The sequence below is a fragment of the Chryseobacterium sp. Marseille-Q3244 genome (assembly GCF_940807095.1).
Lineage (GTDB): Bacteria > Bacteroidota > Bacteroidia > Flavobacteriales > Weeksellaceae > Chryseobacterium.
Window position 1 is genome coordinate 40,337 of sequence record NZ_CALNWX010000006.1, and the last position, 25,152, is coordinate 65,488.

Below are 25,152 nucleotides of genomic sequence, written 5' to 3' on the forward strand. Positions count from 1 at the left end.
GATTTGATATGAAAAAATTAACACTATTAAGCGTATTTCTATTGTTTGCAGGTTATATTTCTGCCCAGAAATACAGTTCCAAAACCGGTAAACTAACATTTGAAGCATCAGTACCCCTTTTTGATGATATCTATGCCCAGGATGACAATAATCTGGTTATTCTTAATGCCGATACCGGGGAAATGGCATCTGTTTCTGTTGTTAAAAACTTTCATTTTAAAACCAAATTAATGGAAGAACATTTCAATGAAAGTTATGCTGAATCTGCCAAATATCCTAAAACAACATTTAAAGGAAAAATTGTAGGCTTTGACAAGTCAAAGTTAACAACCAGCCCACAGAAATATACCGTTCAGGGAACCTTAAATTTCCATGGAGTAGATAAAGCCATAACCTCTGCCGCTTCAATGTATACAAAGGATGGTAAAATTTACATGCAAGGAAGCTTTATGGCAAAACCAGCAGATTATAAAGTAACCATACCTAAGATGGTTACTAAAAAAATTGCTGAAAATGTAAATGTTGAATATACCTATACACTGATAAAATGAGAAGCCTGATTATAACAATAAGTCTATTTCTGGGATCTTTATTGTTGGCCCAGGAAAAAGCAAAATCAATATTTGATATTGCCAGAAGCGGAACCGTAGCGGAGGTAAAAGACCTAATGAAACAGAATCCTGATGTCATCAATCAAACCAATGAAAATGGTTTTTCCCCTCTTATTCTGGCTTGCTACAGAGGAAATGTAGAAGTGGCTGAATTTTTAATACACCATGTAAAGGATGTAAACTATAAAAGCAAAGAAGGAACAGCCCTGGCAGGTCTTTCTGTAAAATACAACAGAAAGCTGGCTGAAGATTTACTGAAGAAAAATGCAGATCCTAATATTGCTGATGATACGGGGTCTACACCATTATTTTGGGCTGTAAAATTCGGAAATAAAGAACTCATTGAACTCTTGCTTCAATATAAAGCCGATAAATCAATAAAAGATTCAATGGGAATGACCCCTTTTGAATATGCCTTACAAACGCATAAAGAAGAAATTATTAACATCTTAAAAAAATGACGCATGAAAAAAACTTTACTTACACTAGGATTGCTCATCGCGAATTTTACATGGGCGCAGTTTTCGTCAGGAACGGTAACCCTGCCGGTTACGGGTATGACGATAAAATTAGATACAACCCCCACGGGGGTAACCCTTACGTTAACCGGGGATAGTAATTCCATGCTTGGAATCGGGTTTGGAACTGTAGGAATGGCCTCAGGGGCTGATGGATTTATCTATAATGCTTCTGCTAACAGAGATTATACATTTATAGGGAAGACAACACCAAATGCAGATCCTAGTCAGGATTGGACGGAAACCTCTAATACAGTATCCGGAAGTACAAGAACTATTGTGGCAACAAGAAGTCTTTCCGGAGGAGCCGGTGATTTTGCCATTGCGAATGCGGCAGGAACAATCAATATCTTTTATGCACGTAAAACCGGTAATACTTTAGGGTATCATGATGTAGGAAGAGACTATGCCACTTTAACAATGGCTTCCAGCACTTTATCAACAAATGAAATTGCTGCTGCTGAAAAAAATAAAGTTTCCCTTTATCCTAATCCGGCAAAGACAACTGTGAATTTCAAAAATGTTGACAAGATAAGCTCTCTTGAGATTTATGATGCAACAGGGAGAAAAATGAAATCTGTAAAACCGGATGGAGAAAATATAAGTGTTGAAGATCTTAAACCGGGAATTTATTATTTTGAAATCAAACTGAAAGAGGGAACCCTGTCCTACGAAAAGTTAATCAAAGAATAAAAAAACACATCCAAATATTTTTAATAATACCTCTGATTTTTCGGAGGTATTGTTTTTTATGATTGGAGCGGGCTTGTTGGCTTTATTCAAGGGTTTCCTGCTTGTTTTTTTATATATTTGTATAGTAAGCGGATGCCCATGAAAGTTAGTTTTGAAAAATACAATCCATGCTGGAAAAATCAGTTTGAATCCATTAAAAACGAACTGAAAGAAAGTATAGGCTTCTTAAATCCCAGCATAGAACATATCGGGAGCACCTCTGTAAAAGGTTTATCAGCAAAACCCATTATAGACATTATGATTGGAGTGAAAGATGAATCAGAACTCGATAAAGTTCCTCCTTTATTACAGGGAAAAGATTACATCTATTACCAAAAGTATAATGAAGATATGCCGTATCGCCGTTTTTTCATTAAGCTAACGGATAAACCTCAGAACTTGGGATTTCCGGAAATTATTTATCCAGAAGATGAAATTCCAGAAAAACTTCACGACCACAACCTTCGTTTAGCTCATATTCATACCATTCCTGTTTCATCAGAACATTGGCTTCGCCATATTGCATTCCGCGATTATCTTCGTACCCATCCCGAAGTAAGAGAGGAATATCAGCAATTAAAAGAAGAACTCAGCACAATGGATTGGTTTGACGGTAATGATTATAATAAAGGAAAAGATCCGTTTATCAAAAGAGAAGAGAAAAATGCTGTTCAATGGTATTTAAATAATCAGAAACTTTAATACTTTACCCAATGAGAAAAGACTTAAAGGAGATAGCCAGCCAGTTTGCAAAATCAAAAATGCTGAATGACTTTATAGAATATGGAGGCGTTGCTGCCGCTATAGAAACTGCAGATGGAAATGTATATACAGGAATCAGTATTGATACCGCATGTTCTATGGGTTTTTGTGCTGAACATAGTGCTGTAGCTGAAATGTTAAAGAATGGGGAGTATCATATCAAAGCAGTAGTGGCGGTGGGGAATGATGGAAATGCAGTTCCACCTTGTGGACGCTGCAGAGAATTGATGAGCCAGTTGTCCAAAGAAAACCTTAATGCTGTGGTGGAAGTGAAAAACGGAGTTTTTGTATCCTTGAAAGAACTGATGCCTTATGACTGGAAAGAAGATCTTGACAGAGACTGGTAATTATAGATTAAATAATAAAAAATGAAGATCATGGAGTTCAAAACCTTAGCCAATATAGATGTAGAAGAGCTTTTAGGAGTATTCAACCTGTCTTTTTCAGACTATGTTGTTCCTTTTCACCTTACAAAGGAAATGCTTACCTCTAAAATAGCTGCTGAAAAATTAGATTTGACTATTTCAGTAGGTGCCTTTGAAGATGGAAAATTAGTAAGCTTCATTCTTCAGTCCGAAAAATTAGAGAATGGACAGAAGATTATATATAACGGCGGGACAGGAGTTGTACCTGGAAACAGAGGTCAAGGGCTGGTAAGAAAAATGTATGATTTTATCATTCCTGTTTTAAAAGAAAGACAAGCAAATGTATTACTGCTTGAAGTGATTGAAGGAAACTCAGGAGCTATTAGGGCTTATGAAAACTTGGGCTTTACAGTAGTTAGAAAATTGCTTTGTTTTAAAGGAAATATCAATTCTGGAATCGGAAATTCCCATATAACAATAAAAGATATGCATACATTTCAGTGGGATAATCTCCGTTCCTTCTGGGATATTGAACCTTCATGGCAGGGATCGGTTTATGTCTTGAATCCTATGCCGGATACTTATAAAACTTTAGGAGCCTATTCAGATGAAAAGTTGGTTGGGTACATTGTTTACAATCCTGATACGAGAAGAGTGCTTCAGGTTGCGGTACATAAAAACTATAGAAAACAAGGAATAGGTTCCGGGCTTTTTACAGCTATTGCTGACGGACAGCCAATTGCGATTAATAATGTGGATGATACTTCTAAAGAAGCAGGTGCATTTCTTGATAAAAAAATAGGCCTTCAAAACTGGTTATCACAATTTGAAATGAAACGGAGTATTTAACCAACGTTTCCATTGATATTAAAAATAAAAGGTTTTAATATACTTTTAACCTCTTAAACTTTTCAGGGAGCAGTAGAGAATGTAACTTTGCCGAAAATTTTAAAATAATGAAGCGAGGAATACATTTTTTACTGCTGTTTCTTTCCTTAACGGTTTTTGCCCAACAGGGAGCTATTGATACAGCACAGGTAGTGATACCAGGTCGTCAGAATAGTATTGAAGCCCAGTCAAAACCATATGTTATCATGATTTCTACAGATGGTTTTCGATATGATTATGCGAAAAAATACAATGCTGAAAACCTCCTGAAACTTTCTGAAAATGGAGTGAAAGCAAAAGCTATGATTCCTAGTTACCCAAGTATCACTTTTCCCAATCATTGGAGCCTTATCACCGGACTCTATCCCTCTCATCACGGTTTGATTGATAACTTTTTCTATGATTACAAAAGAAAGGAACCTTATGCGATGAGCAATAAAAAAAATGCAGAAGATGGAAGCTGGTATGGTGGAACTCCGCTTTGGGGATTAGCCGAAAAACAAGGAATGGTATCAGCATCCTTAATGTGGGTAGGATCTGCGAGTGATGCAGGAGGATTGAGACCAACATACTACTATCCTTATCATGAAAAATTTACTCCATCAGAAAAAGTAGAAAAAGTGGTGAACTGGCTAAAGCTGCCGGAAGATAAAAGACCCCATTTCATTTCATTATATTTCCCGGAAGTAGACGGAAGCGGGCATCATTTTGGTCCGGATACTAAAGAAACAGAAACTGCTGTTCATTTGATTGATAAAGCAATTGGAGATCTTGTTCAGAAAGTCAGTGATTTAGGGTTGAAAAATGTCAATTTTGTTTTTGTTTCCGACCATGGTATGATTAAGGTTGATGGTGGAGCTCCATTGGAAATTCCGGCTCTTCTTTTTGATAAAGACAGATTTGATTTTTACAATTCTCAGACCCTTTTAAGAGTATATGTTAAAAATCCGGATGAGGTGAAATCTGTTTATAAAGAATTAAAAGCTCAAAAAACAGATGACTACGAAGTATATTTGGATAAAAAACTACCAAAATATCTGCATTTCGCGACAAGAGATGATCAATACAGCAGAATAGGACAGATTCTTCTCCTTCCAAAAGCACCAAAAATATTTCTGGAAAAAGGAAAGAAAACTTCCGTAGGGAAACATGGGTACAACCCAAGAACAGTTCCTGAAATGAAGGCAACCTTCTACGCATGGGGGCCGGAATTCAAAAATAATCTGGAGATTGATGAATTTGCTAATATCAATGTTTATCCTTTGGTTGCTGAAGTTTTAGGATTGAAAGTGGATCAGCCGATCGATGGAAAACTGAAGGTTTTAGGAAAAATTTTAAAAGAAAAAAAGTAAATCTTAGGTTTAATAGAATTGCAATACAAAAATGTATTGCAATTTTTTTATGAATTTTCAAAACAGTATCGGCGCACCAAAGGTGCGCCGATACTCGTTAATTTTATTTCAGCCTTAAAAGCAGAGGCTTAAACAAAATTATTGTTAGAATTTACTAACAAACTCTTTAGCAAACTCCTCCAATTTAATATTTCCGGTAACAGGAGAATGGTGTTCAATAAAATCTTTTTGGACGGTTCCGGTTTTCATTCCCTTTCCCATTTCAACATATAGTTCGGCCATATCTTGTGGTAAACCGGCCTGTAGCATCCCGTTTAAAGAATCTTCATCTGTGAATTCTACCCAAGGAAGTGCTGGCTTTTCAATAGCAGCTCCTAATACTTTGGCAAAATCAGAGGCTGTTCGGGAGTCACTTACAATGTATTTGATATTTTTACCTGTCTCATTGTTTACCAATTCCTCTGCAGCTGCTTTGGCAATATCTGCTGGATGTACCACAGGAATTTCTGTATTTTCAGAATAATTACCACCAATAATTCCTGCATTTTTAATCAATGGGATATCATTGAAGAAATTAGTATAAAAATAGCCTGCTCTTAAAAAGGTAAATGAAGTGTTTTCAATTTCACGATAAAGTTTTTCGATATGGTGAAGTCCTTTGATAGGACCATTTTCTACTGGAGTTCCTGCTCCCACACTGCTTAACATAACTGCTCTTCTTACCCCGGTTTTCTTTAATGCTTCCGCATAATTCTTTCCGGCATTGATTGTATTCTGAACGATATTTTCGGCACTGATGGCAGGTGGTGTCATCACAAATACAGCATCTGCTCCGGTAAAAGTCTGGGTTAAGAAATCAACATCTGTAATAGATCCGATAGCAGGTTTTGCTCCTAGAGATTCAATGTCTTGTTTTCTTTCTTCATTACTGCTGATAACAGTGATGTCATGTCCTTGTTCTACCAATTGCTTTGTTAAAGGTTTGGCGACGTTTCCTAGTGATCCTGTGATAATAATTTTCATATGTAAATATTTTATTGTTTTTAATGGTCATGAAATCACTGAATACTGACTCATTTTTATCCATTGAGCAAATGATTGCGATTTCATAACAAATATTTTTTTATTTCCTGAGACAAAGTTATATTTGTACTTACTTTTATACAAGTACTTACCCTAAAGTATGTAACTATGACAGCCATCAAAGAAAGTTCAACGATTCAGGAGAACAAAAAGACAGTGCAGGATTGTCCTGTAATGTACGTTATGGAAAGAATTGGCGGATTCTGGAAACCCATTATCCTTTTTAATCTTTCTACAGGAGAAAAAAGATACAGTGAACTGAAGAAAGCAATTCCTGCAGTAACAGAAAAAATGTTAATTCAGCATCTGAAACAACTGGAAGCAGATGGGCTTATTATAAGAACAGCTAAGCCTGTAGTACCACCTCATGTGACTTATAAGTTGAGTGATGCCGGCAATGAATTAGCTCCCGTTATAGATGCAATGGCTGCATGGGCTTTTCAGGATATGGAAAGGAATGATTACAAATGCGCTGAAGGAAACCAATACATGATTGATAAAAATCAGAATAGCTTTGGTAAAAACCTAAAAAAATAAAAAAGAGGTTCTTCAATTCGAAGAACCTCTTTTTATCCTGTAGAAGAAATTATAGAGACTGCATATCAATAACGAAACGGTATCTCACATCGCTTTTCAGCATTCTTTCATACGCTTCATTAATCTCCTGCATCTTAATCATTTCAATTTCTGAAACAATGTTGTGTTCTCCACAGAAATCCAGCAATTCCTGAGTTTCTGCAATACCTCCAATCACAGATCCTGCTACTGATTTTCTTCCCAGGATCATAGGAACTGTATTTAAAATAGGTTCCAGACCTCCTAAATATCCCACAAGAACATGAGTTCCGCTGATATTTAAAGTAGTGACATAAGGATTTACATCATGTACATAAGGAACGGTATCAATAATCACATCAAACTTTCCTTTCACTGACTTCATTTGCTCTTCATCAGTAGAAATAATAACATGATCGGCCCCTAACTGCTTAGCATCCTCAGTTTTTCCGGGTGTTCTTGAGAATAAAGTCACTTCAGCACCTAATCCTTTGGCAAGCTTAATTGCCATATGTCCCAATCCACCTAAACCAACAACGGCTACTTTAGAATCCGGACCTACATTCCAGTGTCTCAAAGGCGACCAGGTTGTAATTCCTGCGCAAAGAAGAGGAGCTACAGCAGCAGGATCAAGATTTTCAGGTACCTTTAGTACATGGTGAGAATCTACTACTACTTTTTGAGAATATCCACCGAAAGTATGACCTCCAGAATGTTTGTCCTTTCCATTATAAGTTCCGGTGAATCCATTCTCACAATATTGTTCAAGATCATGCTGGCAACTGTTACAATGTCCGCAAGAATCTACAATACATCCTACGCCTGCAAGATCACCCACTTTGAATTTGGATACTTCATTTCCTACTTTGGTAATTCTTCCTATAATTTCATGTCCGGGAACAGCAGGATAGATGGTGCCACCCCAATCGTTTCTTGCTGTATGAAGGTCAGAATGGCATACCCCGCAGTATAGAATTTCAATTTCTACATCTTTGGAAGTAACTTCTCTTCTTTCAATATTCATTTCTTTCAGATCTGCTGTGGTAGACTCTGCCCCAAAAGCTTTTACTGTAAATGTGCTCATTTGATTATTTATTTTATTTGGTTTAATATATTGTTGCTATAAATTGTTATATTCTTCATCCGTTACAGGATTCAGCCATTCCACAATACCGTTCTGTGTGTTGGTATTGATGGCGATATGCGTGAACTCACTGTCAGGAGCTGCACCATGCCAGTGAATCACATTTGGAAGAATATTTACAATATCTCCGGGATGTAATGCCTGTGCAGGTTTTCCTTTCTCTTGGTAAAAGCCCGTTCCTGAAGTTACAATTAAAATTTGCCCACCTCCATGAGAGTGCCAGTTATTTCTGCATCCGGGTTCAAAAATTACATTCCCGATTTGGCAGTTCAGTTGATCTTCATTAGGTTTCAGGATTTGAACCCAAGCAGTTCCTCCTGAAAAATAATCCGAAGAAGCCTTTTCGCCCTTCGGAAAAATAGTTGTCTTAAAAGTTTCCATAACGGTACAAAATTCGAAACTTTCAGAGAAACCTTACTTATATGGATTACCGAATTACTTACCAATTTTACCGACACGATATCTGTTATGTCAGAATTTGGTAATTTTGAATGGTAAAAATATACTTCATGGAAAATCAGGAGGTTGAAATCTATAATACGGTTTCGGAATATAATAAAATGGCCCATCATGAAACATTGCACCCGTTGGTGAGCGTGATTGATTTTTCCAAATCAGATCCCATTTGTCAATACAGAAGGAAGTTTGGTTTTTATACCGTTTTCCTGAAAGATGTGATGTGTGGAGATATGCAGTATGGAAAGCATAGTTACGATTATCAGGAAGGAACATTGGTTTTCATCGCACCAGGGCAAACGTATGGAATTTATAATAAAGATAAATCTGTTCAGCCGGCAGGTTTTGCGTTAATTTTCCATCCCGATCTTTTAAAAGGAACCAATCTTGGGAAAAATATAAAAGAATATAATTTCTTTTCCTATGATGTACATGAAGCCTTACACCTTTCGGAAAAAGAAAGAGAGATTATCCTGGATTGTTTTAAAAATATAAAACATGAACTTGAACAATCCATTGATAAACACAGTAAATCATTAATTGTAAATAATATTGAGCTGTTTTTAAATTACTGTATGCGTTTCTATGACCGTCAGTTTATTACCAGAGATCATATTAATCAGGGAGTTATTGGGAAATTTGAGAATCTTGTTGATGATTATTTAAAATCTGACAATCCTAAAAATATAGGCTTTCCCATGGTGAATTATTTTGCCGAAAAACTGAATCTTTCAGCGAATTATTTCGGAGACCTTATCAAAAAAGAATTAGGAATCTCTCCGCAGGAATTTATCCACAATAAGTTGATTGATATTGCGAAAGTACAGATATTAGATCATGGAAAATCAATCAGTGAAATTTCCTATGATCTGGGTTTTAAATATCCACAGCATTTTACAAGATTATTCAAAACAAAAGTAGGGATATCCCCAAGTGAATACAAAATCCTGAATTGAGTTTAAACACAACTATCACAAATCTTTTTTCACAATAGCACGAATGAATTTATTTGTGGGAATTATTGCATTCATTAGCGCTATTAGTGTTTAATTACTCATATAAATTTTCCATTCTCGGAAAACAAAGTTATCTTTAAAGGTAGAAGTTTTCACCACTCAACAATGAAATCACAGAATAAAGAAACCCATGTATTCAATATCCGCTTTGGCACTATTACTGGATTGAAGGAAGAAGGAATCATAAGAGTTAAAAGTATTCGTTATGCCTATTCCGAAAGATTTCAAAAACCTGTTCCGGCTGAGCATTTTATCTTTGACAACAGGTTTGAGGATAAAATTCCGGTTTGTCCACAGAAACTCAGTCCGCTTGTGGAAAAAATGATCGGTGCAACACCGGTTGAAGAATTTGAACCTGAAGAATCTACTCAATATCTTTCGATAACGCGTCCTGAAAATATCTTGGAAAACGAAAAACTTCCTGTTATTGTCTGGATTCATGGTGGCTCCCACGAGATTGGTTGTGGAGACCTTCCCACTGCTGATCCTGCAGAATGGGTAAAAGAGCAACAAATTATTGTTGTTACAGTATCTTATCGTTTGGGGCTCTTTGGCTTTTTAGGAGGGGATGAAAAGAGACCTCCTAATTTAGGTCTGTTGGATATAATGGAAGCCCTGAAATGGATCAAAGCTAATATTGCAGATTTTGGCGGAGATCCGGAAAATGTTACCCTGCTTGGTCAGTCTTCGGGAGGAGATGCTATTGCCCATTTGATGATCTCAAAGGGAGTTGATAATTTATTTCATAGGGTAATTATTCAAAGTGCTCCTTTAGGATTGCGGCATAAAAGGCAGAAAATGTCTGCTGAGTTTTTAAAGAAAACAGAAGAGATTAAAGATGAGGTTGATATTTATAAAATGATGGATGATTATGGGAAATTAGTGCCATCTGTCATGAAATATGGTTTAAAAGCTGCTATGCCTTTTGGTATCCAATATGGATTTCCTCCTTTATGTAGAGAAGACGAATCTGTTGAAAAATGGCGTGAAAATGCTAAAAAATATGATGTACTGATTGGTTTCAATAAAGATGAAACTGCATTTTATCTAAAAACTTCAGAAGCTTTAAATAAATATTTTGGAAAAGGCTTTGGGTTAAAGATTATGGATAAAACGGTTGAAAAAACTACGGACATTATCTATGGAACTCCAGCCAGGCAATTTGCAGAAAATTACGCAAGGGGAGGAGGGAACATTTATTTGTTTAAGATACATTCCAAACTAAAAGAGAATCCTATTGGAGCTCCTCATTGCATTGATCTTCCTCTGATTTTCGGGAATGAATCTGCCTGGAAATCTTCTGAACTCCTGAAAGATATTCCCTGGGAACGTATTCAAAAGCACGGAAGAAAATTAAGGGCGCTGTGGGCTGAGTTTGCAAGAACCGGAACAATATCAGACGCATCAGAACGTCCTGAAATTTTAGAACTCAGAAAAGTTCAGGTTCTGCAGAATAATACAATATAAAATTTCAATAATTTTATATTGTACATTATTATTTAATAATTAGGTAGATGAAAACGTGGTGTTGGTAGGTTTTATTTAATAATAATTATAATATATTGTTTATATTTGAGTTACAAATTCAAAAAAATAATAATTATGAAAATCAGAAAAACTTACAATGCAAGAAAAATTGACCGTCAGGAACTAAAAAATGTAAATGGTGGAATCATCATCAGAGACAGAACTTGTTGCTTTTATAACGAAGACAATATCTGTTGTGAGTGGGCTCCTGATCTATGGAGTTGTAGAGGTATTAAATGCTAATATTTACAACACGATAAAAAAATAAAGCGTACATCATGTACGCTTTTTTATTTATTCCGGAATCCAGACACTTACATTTCCGGCAGGTACAGGAAAATTTCCCCAACCATTTTCATCGATGGGGATCTTATTTTTAAACCTTTTTAATAGGTCCTTACACTTTTTTCCGGCATATCGCTTTCCTATTTCCATCGGCTTGTTGTAAGCCTCTTTATTGCTAAGAACTACAGCACAGCCTGTATGAGTTTCATCACCTTCGCGTATCCATCCAATACAGTTGGCATCCTCGAAATAATCTCGCTGTTCTCCATAAGCATGATCTTTTCTAGCTTTCAGAAGCTCCTCAATACCATCTATTTTAGGCATAAATATTTCCTGATCATTTCCTTCTTTATCTTTGTCAGTATAATGGGCACCATACAAATCCGGATAAAAAACACATGGATACCCATCCTTTCGCAATAGAATCAAAGCATAGGCAATAGGTTTGAACCAAGGTTCAACAGGAGCTTCCAAATCCTGCAACGGCTGTGTATCATGATTAGCAACTATACTCACCGAATGTAAAGGATCAGCTTGGGTGAGGGTTTCATCAAAAATTCTTCTGAGATCATAGGAAGCACCTTCTTTAGATGCATTATGAAAATTGTTTTGCAGTGAGCTGTCAAAAAGACTCATACAGCCTTCGGTTACTTCAATATACTTTTGAAGCAGATGAAGATATCCGGGAGCCCAGTATTCTCCTACAGCAAAAATGTTTTTTCCGGTATTGGAGCGGAGCAGCGTGAGCCATTCCTTATAAAAGTCGAAGGAAATATGCTTTAAAGCATCAAGGCGAACACCATCAAAATCTGTTTCGTCAAAATACCACTTCGCCCACGTGTTGAGCTCTTCGCGTACAAAAGGATTTCTGTGTTCAATGTCATTGTACATCAGATAATCATAATTTCCTTTTTCATCATGGATCATTTCTTCCCAGTCGTCGCCATATTCAGATTGTATTTTATAAATATGAGACTCCATGCCCTCCGCATAATCTACACCACTGAAGCAAGTAAAATTCCATTCAAAATCAGAATATTTTTTTTCTCTTCCCGGGAAAGTAAACTTGGTATAGGATTCTATTTCCATAACATCGGAAATCACTTTTTCTCTGTTGTTTTCATCCACTTTTACCACATTGAACTTCTCCAGTTCATCACCCCCTGCTTTATGGCCCAAAACAATATCTACAATAACCTCTATATTTTGTTTTTTTAAAGCGTTGATTGCTTTTGCATATTCTTTTTTAGTACCATATTTGGTTGGCAGGGTTCCTTTCTGGTCAAATTCTCCGAGATCATAAAGATCGTAGGTATCGTATCCTACCGAGTATCCACCATTTGCTCCTTTATAAGCAGGAGGAAACCATACAGAAGTTATTCCCAGTTTCGCCAGGTATTTGGACTGTTTTTCGGCTGCTTTCCATAGCTTTCCATCACCTTCAGAATACCAGTGGAAAAACTGAATCATTGTTGGGTTCATATAATTTGCTGATTTGTGGAATACAAGTTAGCGAAAAAATATGACCTGTTAATTTTCAAATTCTTTAAACGGGATTTTTAGTTGAACGGAGACAAGCTTTTTTTCTTCCGTGTTCAAATGAGAAAGTGATAGCCCAAGCAAGCGAACAGCTTTATCAAAAGGGCGTAGCTCCCAAAGTTTTTTTCCTGTATTGAAATATTCTTCCGGAGACGTAAAGTACTCCTCTCTGGTTACACTTCTTGTAAAAAGCGAGAAATCCTTATACTTAATTTTTAAGGTTAAAGTCCTTCCGAGAATATTGTTTTTCTGTAGACGTTGATGAAGTTCCTGCCCCAGGCTTTCCAGCTTTTCATTGATTTGCTGTTCATCAAAAAGATCTTCAAAAAAAGTTCTTTCTACCGCTACACTTTTTTGGATCCGATGAGGTTTAACTTCAGAAGTATGTATACCCCGAACCACATTGTAGTAATGTTTTCCGGATTTTCCAAAGATTCTTACCAACTCTTCCAGCGATCTTTTCTTTAAATCTTTTCCTTTGTAAATGCCTAAACTAAACATTTTGTTAGCAGTAACCTTTCCTACACCATAAAATTTTTCCACAGGTAATTCTTCTAAGAAGTTTTCCACTTTATCGGGATGGATGGTTTTCTGGCCATTGGGCTTATTGATATCAGAAGCTACTTTAGCCAAAAATTTATTCACAGAAATTCCTGCAGATGCAGTTAAACCCGTTTGTTCAAATATTTTCTGACGAATCTCCCTTGCAATCTGGTTGGCAGATTCTATTTCTTTTTTATTTTCGGTAACATCAAGATAGGCTTCATCCAATGAGAGCGGTTCTACAAGATCAGTGTACTCATAGAAGATCTCACGGATCATTTTTGAAATTTCTTTATAGCGTGCAAAACGGGGCGGAACAAAGATGAGATCTGGGCATTTCTCTTTGGCTGTTTTACTGGGCATGGCAGAACGGACACCATATTTTCGGGCTTCATAGCTTGCTGCAGCTACTACACCTCTGTGTTGGCCACCTACTGCAATAGGTTTTCCTTTCAGTGCAGGATTATCATGCTGTTCTACAGAGGCATAAAATGCGTCCATATCCACGTGAATAATTTTACGAAGCGGCAAAGAAAAATCCATATCACAAAGATATGGATTCCTGTATTTATGGTGAATTTTTTATAACGGGAAGCTTGAAGCTTGAAGAAGGAAGTTAACGAGGTCAGTAAGGAAATTGATAACCATAAGTCTCAAATTATTTCCTGCTTCCCTCTCTCAGCCTCCAGCCTTTTCACGACTTTAGTCGCATTGTAAGAAGATGAGGTTCGAAACCTGCTTTTTCATAAGCTTTTACAGCAGAATCATTTTCAGCATAAACATCAAGTCTTATTTCTGAAATTCCCCTGGATTTTGCCCAGTCGATAAGCGCATCAGTAATTATTTTATTGACACCTTTTCCCCTGTGTTCAGGTTTTACATACATAAAACCCAGATAAGCATAGCTCTTAAATTTATTATAATCTTTCTCAGAATTTTTGATAAGAGCATAACCGGATGCGATAATTTCATTATTGTCTTCTACAACAACTAAAGTTGCCTCCGGTGATTGTATGAATTCATTCAGATCATAATAATGGATTTCGCCATCAATCAATGTACTGTTAAAAGGTCTTTCTGCAGAAACAATTCCCTGCTCAAAGGTTAAAAGGATTTCTAAATCCTGTTCTGTGGCTTCTCTTGTGATCATGGTATAAAAAATAAATGAAGTTTAAACATTCCGCTTTGATGGAGTGTTTAAACTTCAAGGTTTTGATATTTTAAAAATTATTTTAAAAGTTTGTCTATGGTCTGCTGAATCTCAGGATCTTCCGGAGAAATAGCATAATACTTTGCAATCGCTGATTTTTGATCGATAATCATATATCTTGGAATCCAGTTGAGATCCACATAATTGTTGAAATCATTTTTCCAGCCTGAAGCAAACCAATAATTGTCTTTTTCTTTCATATTGAATCTTACAAGACTCTTATCAAATCCTTCTTTAGATCTTTCCAGCGATAAGAACACAAAGTCAATATTTGGATTGTTTTTTTCTAATATTTCGGCTTTTGGAAGTGCCTGAAGACAGTCTCTGCACCATCCGGCCCAAAAATCGATCACTAAAACTTTTCCTTTATGCTGATCCAGAATTTCCTGGATGGTAATTGTTTTTCCATCCTCATCTTCCAGTTTTTGTTTTAAGGCTTCCTTAGAAAATCCTGTTTTAAGAGCAGTAGGAATTTTTTGTGCATAGCTCAAGCTAAACAGACCTACCATAAAAATTAATAACAACTTTCTCATTCTACAATTTCATTTACACAAAACTAAGCAATGCATTGCAATTCTGTATTTATTTTTTCTGAATTGGGAAAAATTTATATTATTGACAATTTCTATGAATATTGTTATAGTATAGATGAAGATTGCCTCAAAGAGAAAACTCTATTTTTTAGTGAGAATATTTTTTGCCACGAATGCATGAATTTTTTCATTTTATTCGCGCATTCGTGGTTATTTATAAAGTTTTTAAAATATTTTTTTGAGAATTCTTATTAGTAATTTTTTATCAAGCCTTTCACTACGGTGATTACATTCGGCATGGCTTTATTTGCTGCATTTAAAACTTCTTCGTGAGAAACAGCAAAGGCAATGTCCGGTCCTCCAAGATCTGTAATAACGGACATACAGAATACATCCATTCCCATATGTCTGGCAACGATCACTTCAGGAACGGTACTCATTCCCACCATATCACCGCCAATAGCTTTAATCATTCCGTATTCGGCAGGAGTTTCAAAAGTGGGTCCTTGTAAGGCTACATAAATCCCTCGATGGATTTTAATATTGTTGTCTGCAGCAGCTTGTTCCGCCACAGCGATCATTTTTTTGCTGTAAGGTTCACTCATATCCACAAATCGTGGTCCAAGCTCGTCAATATTTTTACCTCGAAGCGGATGCTCAGGCATCATATTGATGTGATCTTTTAAAATAACGATATCTGCAATACTGTAGGATGGATTTACACCACCACATGCATTGGAAAGAATAAGATTTTTAATTCCCAACAGATGAAAAACCCTTACAGGAAAGGTTACTGTTTCCATAGAATGCCCTTCATAATAATGAAAACGGCCACTCATCATCAGTACTTTTTTTCCTTCCAGTATTCCATAGATAAGCTTTCCTGTATGTCCTACTACTGTAGTTTGTGGAAAATTAGGGATATCTTTGTATTCTAAAATATGGATCGGTTCTACTTCATTCTGCAGTTTCCCAAGTCCGGATCCTAAAACAACCGCAAAATCAGGAGTGTCCTGAATGATATTTCTGATGAAATCAGCTGTCTCTTTAATTTTTTCTAACATAATCTAAGATGATTTGATTGAATTCTTCCTTTTTATCAATAATGACATTGATAGGCCAGTAGTAAACAATTTCTCTAAGATAGTCAAAAGTTTTCAGACGAACGTAATCTTTCTCTGTGGTTAATATCAGCTTATATTCTCCTAATTTTTTATACTCTGCAAGGATTTTTTTAATATCATCATCCGTGAAATTATGATGATCTCTGAATTTCAGATGAGTTACCCTTTTTGAAAATTTAGCCAGATGTTCCAGAAGTGGTTTAGGGTTCGCAATTCCGGTAATCAGTAAAATATCATAGTAGTTTAGATTATTATCCGGAAGCATTTTATCTTTTCCGTATACATTTTCGTCATAACCGATGGATGAAAAGAACACTTTTTGGTTATAAGAAGGTCTGATCCTTGAAATATAATATCTTTTGGTTTCCTCTGTAAGCTCATCAGGGCATTTGCTGACCATAATGACATCTGCTCTTTTAGATCCGGCTCTGGATTCCCTAAGATCTCCGGCAGGAAGAAGATAGTCTTTAAAAAACGGATCATTAAAATCGGTCATCAGAATATTGAATCCCGCTTTGATGGCACGGTGCTGCATGGCATCATCCAAAATCAGTACTCCAAGATCCATATCTTCAATCACTTTTTTGGCGCCGGGAACACGTTCTTCTGAAACTGCAATTACAAAACGGTTTTTGAAACGCTCAAAAAGCTGCATCGCTTCATCCCCTACAATCTTGTAGTTGCTTTCATAATTCGTTACTTCATAACCTTTTGTTAATCTTCCGTACCCTCGTGAAAGGACTCCGGTTCTGTAATGTTTGGATAAATACTGGGCAAGATACATCACCATCGGCGATTTTCCACTTCCGCCCACAGAGAGATTCCCGACATTGATTATCGGTGTCTTGAATTTTGTCGATTTAAAAATTCCCAAATCATACATTGTGTTTCGGATACCCGTTACCATATGATAAGCAAGGGAAAAAGGATAAAGGTACCATCTTTTCATACGATTGCAAAAATAGGAATTTTCATAAGCATTAGAGTAATATTCTCAAAGACTTTTCAACAAATATTTCGTTAAATTAAAGTATTTTTGTGGAGTTATTACAATACATTGAGATACTTTATAGAATTTTCTTACAACGGAAAGAATTATTTCGGCTACCAGATACAGCCGGATGCTATTTCTGTGCAGGAAGAACTGGAAAAAGCACTTTCCACCATTTTAAGAGAAGAGATTAAAACAACAGGAGCCGGAAGAACGGATACTGGTGTTCATGCTAAAAAAATATTTGCTCATTTTGATACGGAGCAGGAACTGAATGATGAGCTTCCTCGAAGACTAAACAGTTTTCTTCCTCCTGATATATCCATTGAAAGAATTTTTAGGGTGAAGGATGATTTTCATGCCCGTTTCGATGCGACCTACAGAACCTATGAATATTATATTTCGTTGGAAAAAAATCCGTTTACTCAGGAATCTGCCTGGCAGCACTGGAAAAGACCTTTGGATATCAACAAAATGAACGAAGCTTGTAAAATTCTTTTCGAATACGAAGATTTTACAAGTTTTGCTAAATTAAAAACCGACAATAAAACGAACATCTGCAAAATGTACATCGCAGAATGGGAACAGAATGGAGCGGAACTTAAGTTCACGGTTTCTGCCAACCGTTTTCTGAGAAATATGGTGCGTGCGATTGTAGGAACAATGATAGAGATCGGTACTGGAAAATTAAAACCGGAAGATCTTCGCAGAGTCATTGAAGATAAAAACCGTAATGCTGCCGGAACCTCTGCTCCTGCCCATGGATTATATCTTGTAGATGTAGGCTATGAATTTTAAATAAAAACTAAAAAACTATAATCATGTTATCAATTCTTATTCTCATTGGAGCTTATCGATATTATGCAAGATTAGCAGAAAAATTCGGAAAAGTGAAATGGCAGCTGGGACTTTTGGCGGTAGGGGTTTATTTGGGTACTCAGATCATTTTAGGAATGTCTTATGGAGTTTACTTAGCTTCCACTGATCCAGAGGCCGTGAATAATGTAAATTATACAGGTTTTTCTGCCGCTAACCTTGTCGGTTGGTTACTTTCTCTTCTTGCAGTATGGGGAGTTTATCTTCTTCTGGAACAAAAATATAAAAAAGAAAATCTGCAAAAGCCTTCTATAGAAATTCAACAGATCGGTAAGGTTTCGGATGATTCACAGAATTGAAAATGAAGCGTTCAAGAGGTTTGATAAAAATGAGATTAGCTGCGAAAGATATTCATTCTGTAAATGATAGGCATCTTATATTTTCTATGAGGATTTGCAAAAGTTGTACAGGCTGAGAATTTAGAAAGTCTTATTTTTGCATAGAATTTTAATTCTTTTCTTCGATTCGTATAATGAAAAAACAAGATACCTGGGGAATTGTAAAAAGGCTGTTCTTTATTGGAATGAAATTTCGTTCTTGGTTCATCCTTACTTTAATAATTTCCGTAATACTCTCTATAGTTTCTACTTACAGACCATACCTTACCATGGAAGTGGTGGATAATGACATTACAAAGCTGCAGGATAAGGCTTTGATGATGAAGCATATCTATATTCTTGTGGGATTGGTCTTTGCTGAAACCATTTTAAACTTTTTCCTGGTTTATTTCTCAAATTTTATCTCACAGAATGTAATCAGGGATATCAGAGAGCGTCTATATTCTAAACTGATTTATTTCAAAACATCATTCTTTGATAAAACACCGATCGGTCAGTTGGTAACCCGTGCAGTAGGAGATGTTGAAACCATTGCAACAGTGTATACAGACGGATTCCTGATGGTTTTCGGAGATATTCTGAGAATTGTATTTGTGTTGGTTATGATGTTCAGTACGAACGTTCACCTGAGTTATATTACGCTTGCTATTCTGCCTTTAATGGTCGTGATTACAAGGTTTTTTCAGAAAAGGCTTAAAAAAGCTTTTGGAGACGAAAGAAACTGGACTGCTACCCAAAACTCTTTTGTACAGGAAAGATTGGCCGGAATGTCTATCATCCAGGTATTCAACAGGCAGGAATCAGAATTTAAGAAATTTGATGATATCAATATTACCTTGAAAGGAGCATTGTTGAGAACTGTTTTCATTTTTTCACTTTTCTTTCCGGTAGTAGAACTTATTTCCTCATTATTTATAGGATTTATCCTGTTTTATGGTGGATATATTACGATCAGTGCTGGGGTAGTCATTGCCTTTATTCAGTATATTTCCATGTTGATCCGTCCATTAAGACAGATTGCAGACCGATTCAATAATATCCAGCGAGGAATTGTAGGGGCAGAAAGAGTATTGGGATTAATGGATGAAGAAAATTCAATGACCAATACAGGTACTGTGAAAAAAGACCACTTTGCCGGTAAAATTGAATTCCAGAAAGTACGCTTTGCTTATGATGAAAAACAGGAAGTATTGAAGGGTATTGACTTTAAAGTAAATCCTGGAGAAACCGTTGCTATTGTAGGAGCAACCGGAGCTGGTAAATCTACCATTATCAGTTTGATTACAAGACTTTATGATATCAATTCAGGAAATATTCTTATCGATGATGTAGATTTAAAAGACTATGAGCTTTATAATCTGAGAAGTCATATCGGAGTAGTATTGCAGGATGTATTTCTTTTCCATGGAAGTATTTTTGAAAACCTTGCATTTGGAGACGATAGTATTACCCTTGAAAAAATAAAGGCCGGAGCTAAAGAAATTGAAGTAGATCAGTTCATTGAACAACTTCCGGGCGGCTATGATTACGTGGTAAGTGAAAGAGGGTCATCTATTTCCTTAGGTCAAAGACAATTACTGTCGTTCCTGAGAGCTTATTTATCTGATCCCAAAATTCTGATCCTGGATGAAGCCACATCTTCCATTGACCATGAAAGTGAAAAACTGATTCAGAGAGCCACGGAAAAAATTACTAAAAACAGAACGTCCATTATTATTGCTCATAGACTTTCCACTATTGAAAAAGCAGATAAAATTATTGTGATGGAGCATGGTAAAATTGTAGAAGAAGGAAGACATTTGGAACTTTTGGATAAAAACGGATACTACGCTACTTTATACAAGGCACAACTTCGACATGAAGTGGAATTGGAAGAAGAAAAGGAATCAAAATAAAAGCGTATTTAAAACTATAAAAAAAAGAGAGCAAAATGCTCTCTTTTTTGTTATTGAAGGTATCTAGAATTTTAATTTTTTAGTCAGTACCTTTCCATCTTTTAGAACAACATTCACTGTGATGATTGTGCTCCTTTGATTGACAGGAAATCTAAATTCAGAAGCATTGATGTCTGTTCTGTTTACCAATAGCTTTCCTGATGCATCATAGATATGTAATGAAGCAATTTTTGATTCCCCTTTTACATATACTGAATTTTCATCCTTGGTGATGAATGAATTATTTTTTGAAGTTATATCATTTACAGATAATGAAGTCTGCGGTACTATGGTTACGGAATAATCTTCCACTTGTCCATATTCTGGAGTATAGCATGACGTAATGGTAATACCTGCCAAATCACCGATAACCCTCATTCTTAAAGGAGTATTTAATACAGCATCTGATGGAGGGGTGACAGAAGCAGTCGCAAATGAACCACTGGTTACTCCCGTTTGATTTAAAATAGCTTCTGTAATTTCATTAAACTGACCATCATTGTTGTAATCAATATATGCTTTTATTCTGTGGCTGTTATTTAGCCCCGGAGCCACCTGAAGAGTAGTGGCTGTATTGCTGGGAATTGTCGTTTTGCTGATTCCCATACAGTAGTTGCCGGTAAAGTTTTCATAGAAGTTATTAATTGCCTGTTTGTAGCTGTTGGAAGAGTTATTGATGCTTCCAAACTTTACTGAAGTAATTCCAATGTTATAATTTCCAGGAGCATTTATTGTTGTTGGAGTACATGCGCTAGTAAGAGATACACTGTTATTAGGAGTTGTACTTACTGCAACCGGAGAGTTGATTAATGATTGTCTGTACTTCAGAAGTTGTGCTGTTGCACGATCTGTTTGTCCCTGAGTAAATAAATCTCTGAAGCAAAAGGTGTAAGCCATTACATTTCTTTCTCCACCAGCATATAGCTGACTGGTACATGGGTTGATTTGTCCGGTCTGACAATTTCTGGGAACAGAGGCATGATAAAGACTTTTCATAGGTTCAGTATCACATACCAAATCACCATTCAAGGTACAGTCTGTATTGACAGGGCAATCTCCTGTAGTCGCATTATATCCTTCGTGGGTATGTCTTAAGCCTAAAGCATGGCCAAACTCGTGAGCTAAAGTCTGCGCATTGACTGCTGAGGCACTGGTGGCCATAAAAGAATAATCGTTGCTCCCACCCGGATAATAAGCATATCCATTCAATGCCCCTGCGTTTGAAGTCAGTTTTTTCACAACATAGATATTGTAGTATTTGCTGGTGTCCCATTGTCCCATTGCGGTAATCTCTGTTGCTGGAACTGCGTTGGTTGTGTTGTCATCATTTACTCCGCCACTTACGTATTTTGGAAGGCTGGAAGCATCAATTCTATTAATACCATTGGTAGGATTACAATTAGGATCTACTTTCGCAAAAACGAATTTTACAGGTAAAGGAGAACTTGTAGCGGCCATCCCACTGGATGCATTTCCTGCAAAAACACCATTGGTATAATTTACCCAGGCAATGATATCAGCATCGGATTTGTTATTAATACTTCCTATTGGGCTTCCATCTCCTACAACATGTATAACAATTGGAATTTCATAGATCTGGTTTTGACCATTCTTCGCCGCTAATTTGCCGCTTTTGACCATTTTTGATAATTCCAGATTGAAGGTATCATCCTGAACCTTTTCATTGGGGAACTTGGCGTAATGTTTTCTCATTAATTCGTCAGTTCCACATTCTAAAAATTCTACATTCTGTGAATAAAAATTTGAAGATAAAGTTGTTGTAATAAGCAGAAATAATAGTTTTTTCAAAGTTATTTATTTAAGTGTTGTTTTTCTCCACCAAAAATAAATAAAAAAACAATAAGGGTCAGTGCTTTTTAAAACTGCAGAAAACAAAGTTTTGAGTGGTTTCGAAAGGAGTCGTGTGATCTTCTGTAATACATTGGATCTTATCGAAACTTTCCATAAATTTTTCAGAAAGAGAAGCCTCATCATATTGCTGAATATCCAGTCCGCTGCATTTGGTTGGTCCATTTTTGGAAAAGGTTCCTAGAACTAAAAATTTATTTATATTTTTCTCTGCAATATCAATATATGCTGAAATCTGCTCCGGAGTTGTTAAGAAATGGAAGGCCGCTCTGTCATGCCAGATATCATAAGTTTCAGTGGGTTCAAATGCTGTAATGTCTGTAGCAATCCATTTTACCTTTTCTGCCTGGTCTCCGAGCCTCTCTTTTGCTTTTTCCAAAGCCTTGGCAGAAATATCCAATACAGTAATATTTTCATAACCTTCTTCAAGAAGAAAATCAACCAGAGTACTATCTCCACCACCAATGTCTATGATTTTAGCTTCTTTTCCCAATCCGAAAGAATGAATAAAATCAAGGGACGTTTGAGGTTTTTCCTGTGTCCAGCTTACCTGGTCAGGATTTTTAGTTTCATACACATTTTCCCAGTGGTTTTTATTGGTGGAAGAATTCATGAGTCCTTTAATTGATTGTTTATTTGTTCAAATTTATTAATTAATTCGTCAACTTTTCCTTGTTGTTTCTTTATAGTTTTAGGTCTGATATAAAACCAATTGAAACCTATCCATATCAAAGTTGCGGCATATACTAAAATAGCAGAAACGGGTGACATTTTTAGGGCATATTCATACATGTACAGGCATATTCCTAGGAACAACATAATGAAATACAGATTAAGCATAGTGGTTTGCATGAATTTTTGTTTATTCTTAACCAGATATAGATTCTGGAGATATTCACTGTTAGATTGGGTATTGTCAATTTTATAAAAAATCATAAACATTCTGTTGTAAGCCAGCAGAAAAATAACCATAGCCAGAATGACAAGCACAATCCCGATTTTTGTACTGGTAAACTGGGGCTGATAACGATACCATATAAAAGCAATGCATAAACTGGTTGCAATCAATAGGAGGTTGGTAAGAATCAGTTTGCGAAGGTTTTCATTTTTAAACTTTTTCAGTCTATTAAGGAGCTCTTCTATATTAGGTTTTGGAGAAGTCTGTTGTTTCCATATATTTTTAAAATCGATATTAGTATCCATTGTGCTTAAATTTTTGTGTTAATTTTTCTTTGATCCTATGAATTTTTACCCGGATATTGGATTCCGAGAGCCCTGTAATCTGAGCGATTTCCGCTTGCTTTACTTCTTCCAGTTCCAGAGATATAATAATTCTGTCCGTTTCCGGAAGCTCTGAAATAAACTGATAGAGTAATTGTATTTGCGGTTCCATAGATTCCTGTTTTTTTTCTTCCAGATTGACGGGGAGATCTGTTTTTGAAAATCTTTTTTCCTTTTCAATCTGTCGGAGACAATTATTGGAAGCTATTCTGAAGATCCATGTTCCGATGCTGGATTCATTTCTAAATTTCGGGAGCTGCTGCCATACGATGATGAAGGTTTCCTGAGCTAGATCCTGAGCTAGATCGGTATCATTGACATATCCCATACACAAACGGAATATCTTTTGCCAGTAGAGTTCGTAAATGTCCTCAAATACCATTATTTCGAAGATAAAAAGTTATTGAGCTGATTAAAATACCATTCTTTGTCATCATACATAATGAAATGAAGTCCTTTTGTGGAATATTGAAAATTGGCGTTTTTAAGATTTGTATACTGTGCTTCAATTGATGGTTTCATAAATACAAAATAAGATTCCAGAAGAATAAGAGAAGGACATTGTATATTTTTGATGGTTTCCCTTAGATCAGTATTAGAGAAATCGCAGTACATTTTGGCAAATGTTTTTCTGTCAGATTTCATGCTCCAGTCAATGACGGTACTCTGCATAGAAGTATTTGCCAGAAGGCGAGGGATAGACTGAGTCTGTATTTTACGGAAGTCTTCATCGGTCATTGTTGTAAATTTAGTAATGGTTGATGAGCAATCGTTGTTTTCTTTGGATGTAAAATTAGGATTAGAGATTGCAGCCAGGCAGGGTAAAGTATCCACAATAACAATTTTGCCTACCAGCTCAGGATAATCTGCTGCGATGGCCAGTGCAAGACCGCCTCCCATACTGTGTCCAATGATAACAGGTTTTTCAATTTTATAAGCCTTTATATAAGCTGCAATTCCCTTTTCCCAATCTTTGAAGCTGGCATCAGCATCAGGTTTTGCTCCTGCAAATCCCGCCATGGTTAACGTGTAGCAGGTGAAATCTTTTTCAAACTTTGCAGTTGTTTCATTCCATACCTCTCCTGAAGAAGCAAATCCGGGAATAAGAATTAAAGACTGTTTTCCCTTTCCGGTTTTCTTTACCTCAAACGGGTATGTTTTTTCCTGACCAAATATATTACATACTGCTGCAAAAAATAACATGATGATAAGAAGGAATGTAAATTTTTTCATGATTTCTAAAGTTTTAAGGTTTATTTGTCTTTTAGAGACCTGCTTTTTTAAAATGTTACACTATTTTTTTACTTTTTTTGAAAAAAGATTATCTCTTCTGTGCAATCCGTTATGATAAGGGAAAAATACCATTTGAAATTTTATAATTATTCTTTCTCTACGGTTAGATTTTTAGAGACAGATATGATAAAAATCATGATTCATACGATGTTTAGGTCTGTTTATCTGTATTTCCTCTCTGGTATGTGATTAATGTGGTTATGAAATAAATTAAATTTTTACGTTTTGGGTGTTTAGAATTAAAAAATAATGACTTAATAGTATTTATATTGGTAAAAATTATTAAATTTATTGAAAGTTTAAGTCGCTGCCCCGGGAAGTGATGGG

28 protein-coding genes are annotated in these 25,152 nt (G+C 36.0%); 14 read left to right on the forward strand and 14 right to left on the reverse strand.

The genetic code is table 11. The annotated features are described in order from the left end of the window. The first annotated feature begins 8 nt into the window (after positions 1-8). From NBX25_RS12205 to NBX25_RS12235, 7 genes are all read left to right on the forward strand, one after another. Positions 9-551: a YceI family protein gene (locus tag NBX25_RS12205; protein ID WP_250253802.1), complete on the forward strand. Its 543-nt coding sequence runs from the start codon at positions 9-11 to the stop codon at positions 549-551. After that, a complete protein-coding gene (locus NBX25_RS12210; protein WP_250253803.1) occupies positions 548-1,072 on the forward strand; it encodes an ankyrin repeat domain-containing protein in 525 nt (174 codons plus the stop codon). Before NBX25_RS12205 ends, NBX25_RS12210 begins: the two co-directional genes overlap by 4 nt. Positions 1,073-1,075: 3 nt before the next feature. Beyond that, positions 1,076-1,822, forward strand: a complete 747-nt coding sequence (locus NBX25_RS12215; protein WP_250253804.1) for a T9SS type A sorting domain-containing protein — start codon at positions 1,076-1,078, stop codon at positions 1,820-1,822. 138 nt (positions 1,823-1,960) lie between these two features. Further along, positions 1,961-2,563 (forward strand): GrpB family protein, encoded by a 603-nt coding sequence (locus NBX25_RS12220; RefSeq protein WP_250253805.1) that lies wholly within the window; start codon positions 1,961-1,963, stop codon positions 2,561-2,563. An 11-nt stretch (positions 2,564-2,574) separates the two neighbouring features. Continuing rightward, on the forward strand, positions 2,575-2,970 hold the full coding sequence (locus tag NBX25_RS12225; protein ID WP_250253806.1) for a cytidine deaminase family protein: 396 nt from the start codon (positions 2,575-2,577) through the stop codon (positions 2,968-2,970). Positions 2,971-3,000: 30 nt separating this feature from the next. Then, positions 3,001-3,837 carry a GNAT family N-acetyltransferase gene (locus NBX25_RS12230; protein WP_250253807.1) on the forward strand — a complete coding sequence of 279 codons (837 nt, stop codon included), beginning with the start codon at positions 3,001-3,003 and terminating at the stop codon, positions 3,835-3,837. A gap of 107 nt (positions 3,838-3,944) precedes the next feature. Continuing rightward, entirely contained in the window at positions 3,945-5,228 is a 1,284-nt protein-coding gene (locus tag NBX25_RS12235; RefSeq protein WP_250253808.1) for an alkaline phosphatase family protein, read from the forward strand. Between the two features lie 144 nt (positions 5,229-5,372). Here NBX25_RS12235 and NBX25_RS12240 read toward each other — a convergent pair whose 3' ends face one another. Continuing rightward, a complete protein-coding gene (locus NBX25_RS12240) occupies positions 5,373-6,251 on the reverse strand; it encodes an NAD(P)H-binding protein (RefSeq protein ID WP_250253809.1) in 879 nt (292 codons plus the stop codon). 168 nt (positions 6,252-6,419) lie between these two features. On the opposite strand from NBX25_RS12240, the gene NBX25_RS12245 reads away from it, so the two are divergent. Then, a complete protein-coding gene (locus tag NBX25_RS12245; protein ID WP_123909980.1) occupies positions 6,420-6,848 on the forward strand; it encodes a winged helix-turn-helix transcriptional regulator in 429 nt (142 codons plus the stop codon). Positions 6,849-6,897: 49 nt separating this feature from the next. Here NBX25_RS12245 and NBX25_RS12250 read toward each other — a convergent pair whose 3' ends face one another. Together NBX25_RS12250 and NBX25_RS12255 are read right to left on the reverse strand one after the other, a co-directional pair. Further along, the gene (locus NBX25_RS12250; protein WP_123909981.1) at positions 6,898-7,950 is read right to left on the reverse strand and encodes an NAD(P)-dependent alcohol dehydrogenase; all 1,053 of its coding nucleotides are present in this window, start codon (positions 7,948-7,950) and stop codon (positions 6,898-6,900) included. A gap of 36 nt (positions 7,951-7,986) precedes the next feature. Then, positions 7,987-8,391 carry a cupin domain-containing protein gene (locus NBX25_RS12255; RefSeq protein ID WP_250253810.1) on the reverse strand — a complete coding sequence of 135 codons (405 nt, stop codon included), beginning with the start codon at positions 8,389-8,391 and terminating at the stop codon, positions 7,987-7,989. A gap of 128 nt (positions 8,392-8,519) precedes the next feature. On the opposite strand from NBX25_RS12255, the gene NBX25_RS12260 reads away from it, so the two are divergent. From NBX25_RS12260 to NBX25_RS12270, 3 genes are all read left to right on the forward strand, one after another. Further along, positions 8,520-9,422 carry a helix-turn-helix domain-containing protein gene (locus tag NBX25_RS12260; RefSeq protein WP_123909983.1) on the forward strand — a complete coding sequence of 301 codons (903 nt, stop codon included), beginning with the start codon at positions 8,520-8,522 and terminating at the stop codon, positions 9,420-9,422. A gap of 165 nt (positions 9,423-9,587) precedes the next feature. Further along, the gene (locus tag NBX25_RS12265) at positions 9,588-10,949 is read left to right on the forward strand and encodes a carboxylesterase family protein (protein WP_250253811.1); all 1,362 of its coding nucleotides are present in this window, start codon (positions 9,588-9,590) and stop codon (positions 10,947-10,949) included. Positions 10,950-11,084: 135 nt separating this feature from the next. After that, complete coding sequence (locus tag NBX25_RS12270; RefSeq protein WP_250253812.1) at positions 11,085-11,252, forward strand: hypothetical protein; 168 nt, start codon at positions 11,085-11,087, stop codon at positions 11,250-11,252. Positions 11,253-11,303: 51 nt separating this feature from the next. Here the strand turns inward: NBX25_RS12270 and NBX25_RS12275 are convergent, their stop codons facing one another. The 6 genes from NBX25_RS12275 to lpxK form a co-directional block, all read right to left on the reverse strand. After that, positions 11,304-12,776, reverse strand: coding sequence for an alpha-amylase (locus NBX25_RS12275; RefSeq protein WP_250253813.1), 1,473 nt, complete (start codon positions 12,774-12,776; stop codon positions 11,304-11,306). A 48-nt stretch (positions 12,777-12,824) separates the two neighbouring features. Continuing rightward, positions 12,825-13,919, reverse strand: coding sequence for a DNA polymerase IV (gene dinB / locus NBX25_RS12280; RefSeq protein WP_123909986.1), 1,095 nt, complete (start codon positions 13,917-13,919; stop codon positions 12,825-12,827). A gap of 151 nt (positions 13,920-14,070) precedes the next feature. Next, positions 14,071-14,526 (reverse strand): GNAT family N-acetyltransferase, encoded by a 456-nt coding sequence (locus NBX25_RS12285; RefSeq protein ID WP_123909987.1) that lies wholly within the window; start codon positions 14,524-14,526, stop codon positions 14,071-14,073. Positions 14,527-14,603: 77 nt separating this feature from the next. Then, positions 14,604-15,119 (reverse strand): TlpA family protein disulfide reductase, encoded by a 516-nt coding sequence (locus tag NBX25_RS12290; protein WP_250253814.1) that lies wholly within the window; start codon positions 15,117-15,119, stop codon positions 14,604-14,606. Positions 15,120-15,370: 251 nt separating this feature from the next. Further along, a complete protein-coding gene (locus NBX25_RS12295; RefSeq protein ID WP_250253815.1) occupies positions 15,371-16,183 on the reverse strand; it encodes a purine-nucleoside phosphorylase in 813 nt (270 codons plus the stop codon). Then, a complete protein-coding gene (gene lpxK / locus NBX25_RS12300) occupies positions 16,167-17,192 on the reverse strand; it encodes a tetraacyldisaccharide 4'-kinase (RefSeq protein WP_123909990.1) in 1,026 nt (341 codons plus the stop codon). The genes NBX25_RS12295 and lpxK overlap by 17 nt, the downstream gene beginning before the upstream one ends. Positions 17,193-17,279: 87 nt before the next feature. Here lpxK and truA point away from each other — a divergent pair, with 87 nt between their 5' ends. The 3 genes from truA (at position 17,280) to NBX25_RS12315 (ending at position 20,343) form a co-directional block, all read left to right on the forward strand. After that, positions 17,280-18,032 carry a tRNA pseudouridine(38-40) synthase TruA gene (truA, locus tag NBX25_RS12305; RefSeq protein WP_250253816.1) on the forward strand — a complete coding sequence of 251 codons (753 nt, stop codon included), beginning with the start codon at positions 17,280-17,282 and terminating at the stop codon, positions 18,030-18,032. A gap of 23 nt (positions 18,033-18,055) precedes the next feature. Then, positions 18,056-18,409, forward strand: a complete 354-nt coding sequence (locus tag NBX25_RS12310) for a hypothetical protein (RefSeq protein ID WP_123909991.1) — start codon at positions 18,056-18,058, stop codon at positions 18,407-18,409. A gap of 173 nt (positions 18,410-18,582) precedes the next feature. Next, the gene (locus NBX25_RS12315; protein ID WP_250253817.1) at positions 18,583-20,343 is read left to right on the forward strand and encodes an ABC transporter ATP-binding protein; all 1,761 of its coding nucleotides are present in this window, start codon (positions 18,583-18,585) and stop codon (positions 20,341-20,343) included. 63 nt (positions 20,344-20,406) lie between these two features. Here the strand turns inward: NBX25_RS12315 and NBX25_RS12320 are convergent, their stop codons facing one another. From NBX25_RS12320 to NBX25_RS12340, 5 genes are read right to left on the reverse strand one after another with little or no spacing between them, the layout of a single operon-like run. Continuing rightward, positions 20,407-22,191 carry a M43 family zinc metalloprotease gene (locus tag NBX25_RS12320; RefSeq protein ID WP_250253818.1) on the reverse strand — a complete coding sequence of 595 codons (1,785 nt, stop codon included), beginning with the start codon at positions 22,189-22,191 and terminating at the stop codon, positions 20,407-20,409. Between the two features lie 58 nt (positions 22,192-22,249). Further along, on the reverse strand, positions 22,250-22,864 hold the full coding sequence (locus NBX25_RS12325; RefSeq protein ID WP_250253819.1) for a class I SAM-dependent methyltransferase: 615 nt from the start codon (positions 22,862-22,864) through the stop codon (positions 22,250-22,252). Beyond that, positions 22,861-23,454 (reverse strand): hypothetical protein, encoded by a 594-nt coding sequence (locus tag NBX25_RS12330; protein ID WP_250253820.1) that lies wholly within the window; start codon positions 23,452-23,454, stop codon positions 22,861-22,863. The genes NBX25_RS12325 and NBX25_RS12330 overlap by 4 nt, the downstream gene beginning before the upstream one ends. Further along, entirely contained in the window at positions 23,444-23,914 is a 471-nt protein-coding gene (locus NBX25_RS12335; protein WP_250253821.1) for an RNA polymerase sigma factor, read from the reverse strand. Before NBX25_RS12335 ends, NBX25_RS12330 begins: the two co-directional genes overlap by 11 nt. Next, positions 23,914-24,765 carry an alpha/beta fold hydrolase gene (locus NBX25_RS12340; protein ID WP_250253822.1) on the reverse strand — a complete coding sequence of 284 codons (852 nt, stop codon included), beginning with the start codon at positions 24,763-24,765 and terminating at the stop codon, positions 23,914-23,916. Before NBX25_RS12340 ends, NBX25_RS12335 begins: the two co-directional genes overlap by 1 nt. Between the last annotated feature and the right edge of the window lie 387 nt (positions 24,766-25,152).

What these genes read in the sequence shown, in the direction of transcription:
- NBX25_RS12210 (WP_250253803.1), top strand. Translation starts at nt 548, where the DNA reads ATGAGAAGCCTGATTATAACAATAAGTCTATTTCTGGGATCTTTATTG.
- NBX25_RS12315 (WP_250253817.1), top strand. Translation starts at nt 18,583, where the DNA reads ATGAAAAAACAAGATACCTGGGGAATTGTAAAAAGGCTGTTCTTTATT.
- NBX25_RS12290 (WP_250253814.1), bottom strand. Translation starts at nt 15,119, where the DNA reads ATGAGAAAGTTGTTATTAATTTTTATGGTAGGTCTGTTTAGCTTGAGC.
- NBX25_RS12275 (WP_250253813.1), bottom strand. Translation starts at nt 12,776, where the DNA reads ATGAACCCAACAATGATTCAGTTTTTCCACTGGTATTCTGAAGGTGAT.
- NBX25_RS12225 (WP_250253806.1), top strand. Translation starts at nt 2,575, where the DNA reads ATGAGAAAAGACTTAAAGGAGATAGCCAGCCAGTTTGCAAAATCAAAA.
- NBX25_RS12215 (WP_250253804.1), top strand. Translation starts at nt 1,076, where the DNA reads ATGAAAAAAACTTTACTTACACTAGGATTGCTCATCGCGAATTTTACA.
- NBX25_RS12335 (WP_250253821.1), bottom strand. Translation starts at nt 23,914, where the DNA reads ATGGTATTTGAGGACATTTACGAACTCTACTGGCAAAAGATATTCCGT.
- lpxK (WP_123909990.1), bottom strand. Translation starts at nt 17,192, where the DNA reads ATGAAAAGATGGTACCTTTATCCTTTTTCCCTTGCTTATCATATGGTA.
- NBX25_RS12270 (WP_250253812.1), top strand. Translation starts at nt 11,085, where the DNA reads ATGAAAATCAGAAAAACTTACAATGCAAGAAAAATTGACCGTCAGGAA.
- NBX25_RS12255 (WP_250253810.1), bottom strand. Translation starts at nt 8,391, where the DNA reads ATGGAAACTTTTAAGACAACTATTTTTCCGAAGGGCGAAAAGGCTTCT.
- NBX25_RS12220 (WP_250253805.1), top strand. Translation starts at nt 1,961, where the DNA reads ATGAAAGTTAGTTTTGAAAAATACAATCCATGCTGGAAAAATCAGTTT.
- NBX25_RS12265 (WP_250253811.1), top strand. Translation starts at nt 9,588, where the DNA reads ATGAAATCACAGAATAAAGAAACCCATGTATTCAATATCCGCTTTGGC.
- NBX25_RS12235 (WP_250253808.1), top strand. Translation starts at nt 3,945, where the DNA reads ATGAAGCGAGGAATACATTTTTTACTGCTGTTTCTTTCCTTAACGGTT.
- NBX25_RS12230 (WP_250253807.1), top strand. Translation starts at nt 3,001, where the DNA reads ATGGAGTTCAAAACCTTAGCCAATATAGATGTAGAAGAGCTTTTAGGA.
- NBX25_RS12245 (WP_123909980.1), top strand. Translation starts at nt 6,420, where the DNA reads ATGACAGCCATCAAAGAAAGTTCAACGATTCAGGAGAACAAAAAGACA.
- NBX25_RS12340 (WP_250253822.1), bottom strand. Translation starts at nt 24,765, where the DNA reads ATGAAAAAATTTACATTCCTTCTTATCATCATGTTATTTTTTGCAGCA.
- dinB (WP_123909986.1), bottom strand. Translation starts at nt 13,919, where the DNA reads ATGGATTTTTCTTTGCCGCTTCGTAAAATTATTCACGTGGATATGGAC.
- NBX25_RS12260 (WP_123909983.1), top strand. Translation starts at nt 8,520, where the DNA reads ATGGAAAATCAGGAGGTTGAAATCTATAATACGGTTTCGGAATATAAT.
- NBX25_RS12240 (WP_250253809.1), bottom strand. Translation starts at nt 6,251, where the DNA reads ATGAAAATTATTATCACAGGATCACTAGGAAACGTCGCCAAACCTTTA.
- NBX25_RS12325 (WP_250253819.1), bottom strand. Translation starts at nt 22,864, where the DNA reads ATGAATTCTTCCACCAATAAAAACCACTGGGAAAATGTGTATGAAACT.
- NBX25_RS12285 (WP_123909987.1), bottom strand. Translation starts at nt 14,526, where the DNA reads ATGATCACAAGAGAAGCCACAGAACAGGATTTAGAAATCCTTTTAACC.
- NBX25_RS12250 (WP_123909981.1), bottom strand. Translation starts at nt 7,950, where the DNA reads ATGAGCACATTTACAGTAAAAGCTTTTGGGGCAGAGTCTACCACAGCA.
- NBX25_RS12205 (WP_250253802.1), top strand. Translation starts at nt 9, where the DNA reads ATGAAAAAATTAACACTATTAAGCGTATTTCTATTGTTTGCAGGTTAT.
- NBX25_RS12330 (WP_250253820.1), bottom strand. Translation starts at nt 23,454, where the DNA reads ATGGATACTAATATCGATTTTAAAAATATATGGAAACAACAGACTTCT.
- NBX25_RS12295 (WP_250253815.1), bottom strand. Translation starts at nt 16,183, where the DNA reads ATGTTAGAAAAAATTAAAGAGACAGCTGATTTCATCAGAAATATCATT.
- NBX25_RS12310 (WP_123909991.1), top strand. Translation starts at nt 18,056, where the DNA reads ATGTTATCAATTCTTATTCTCATTGGAGCTTATCGATATTATGCAAGA.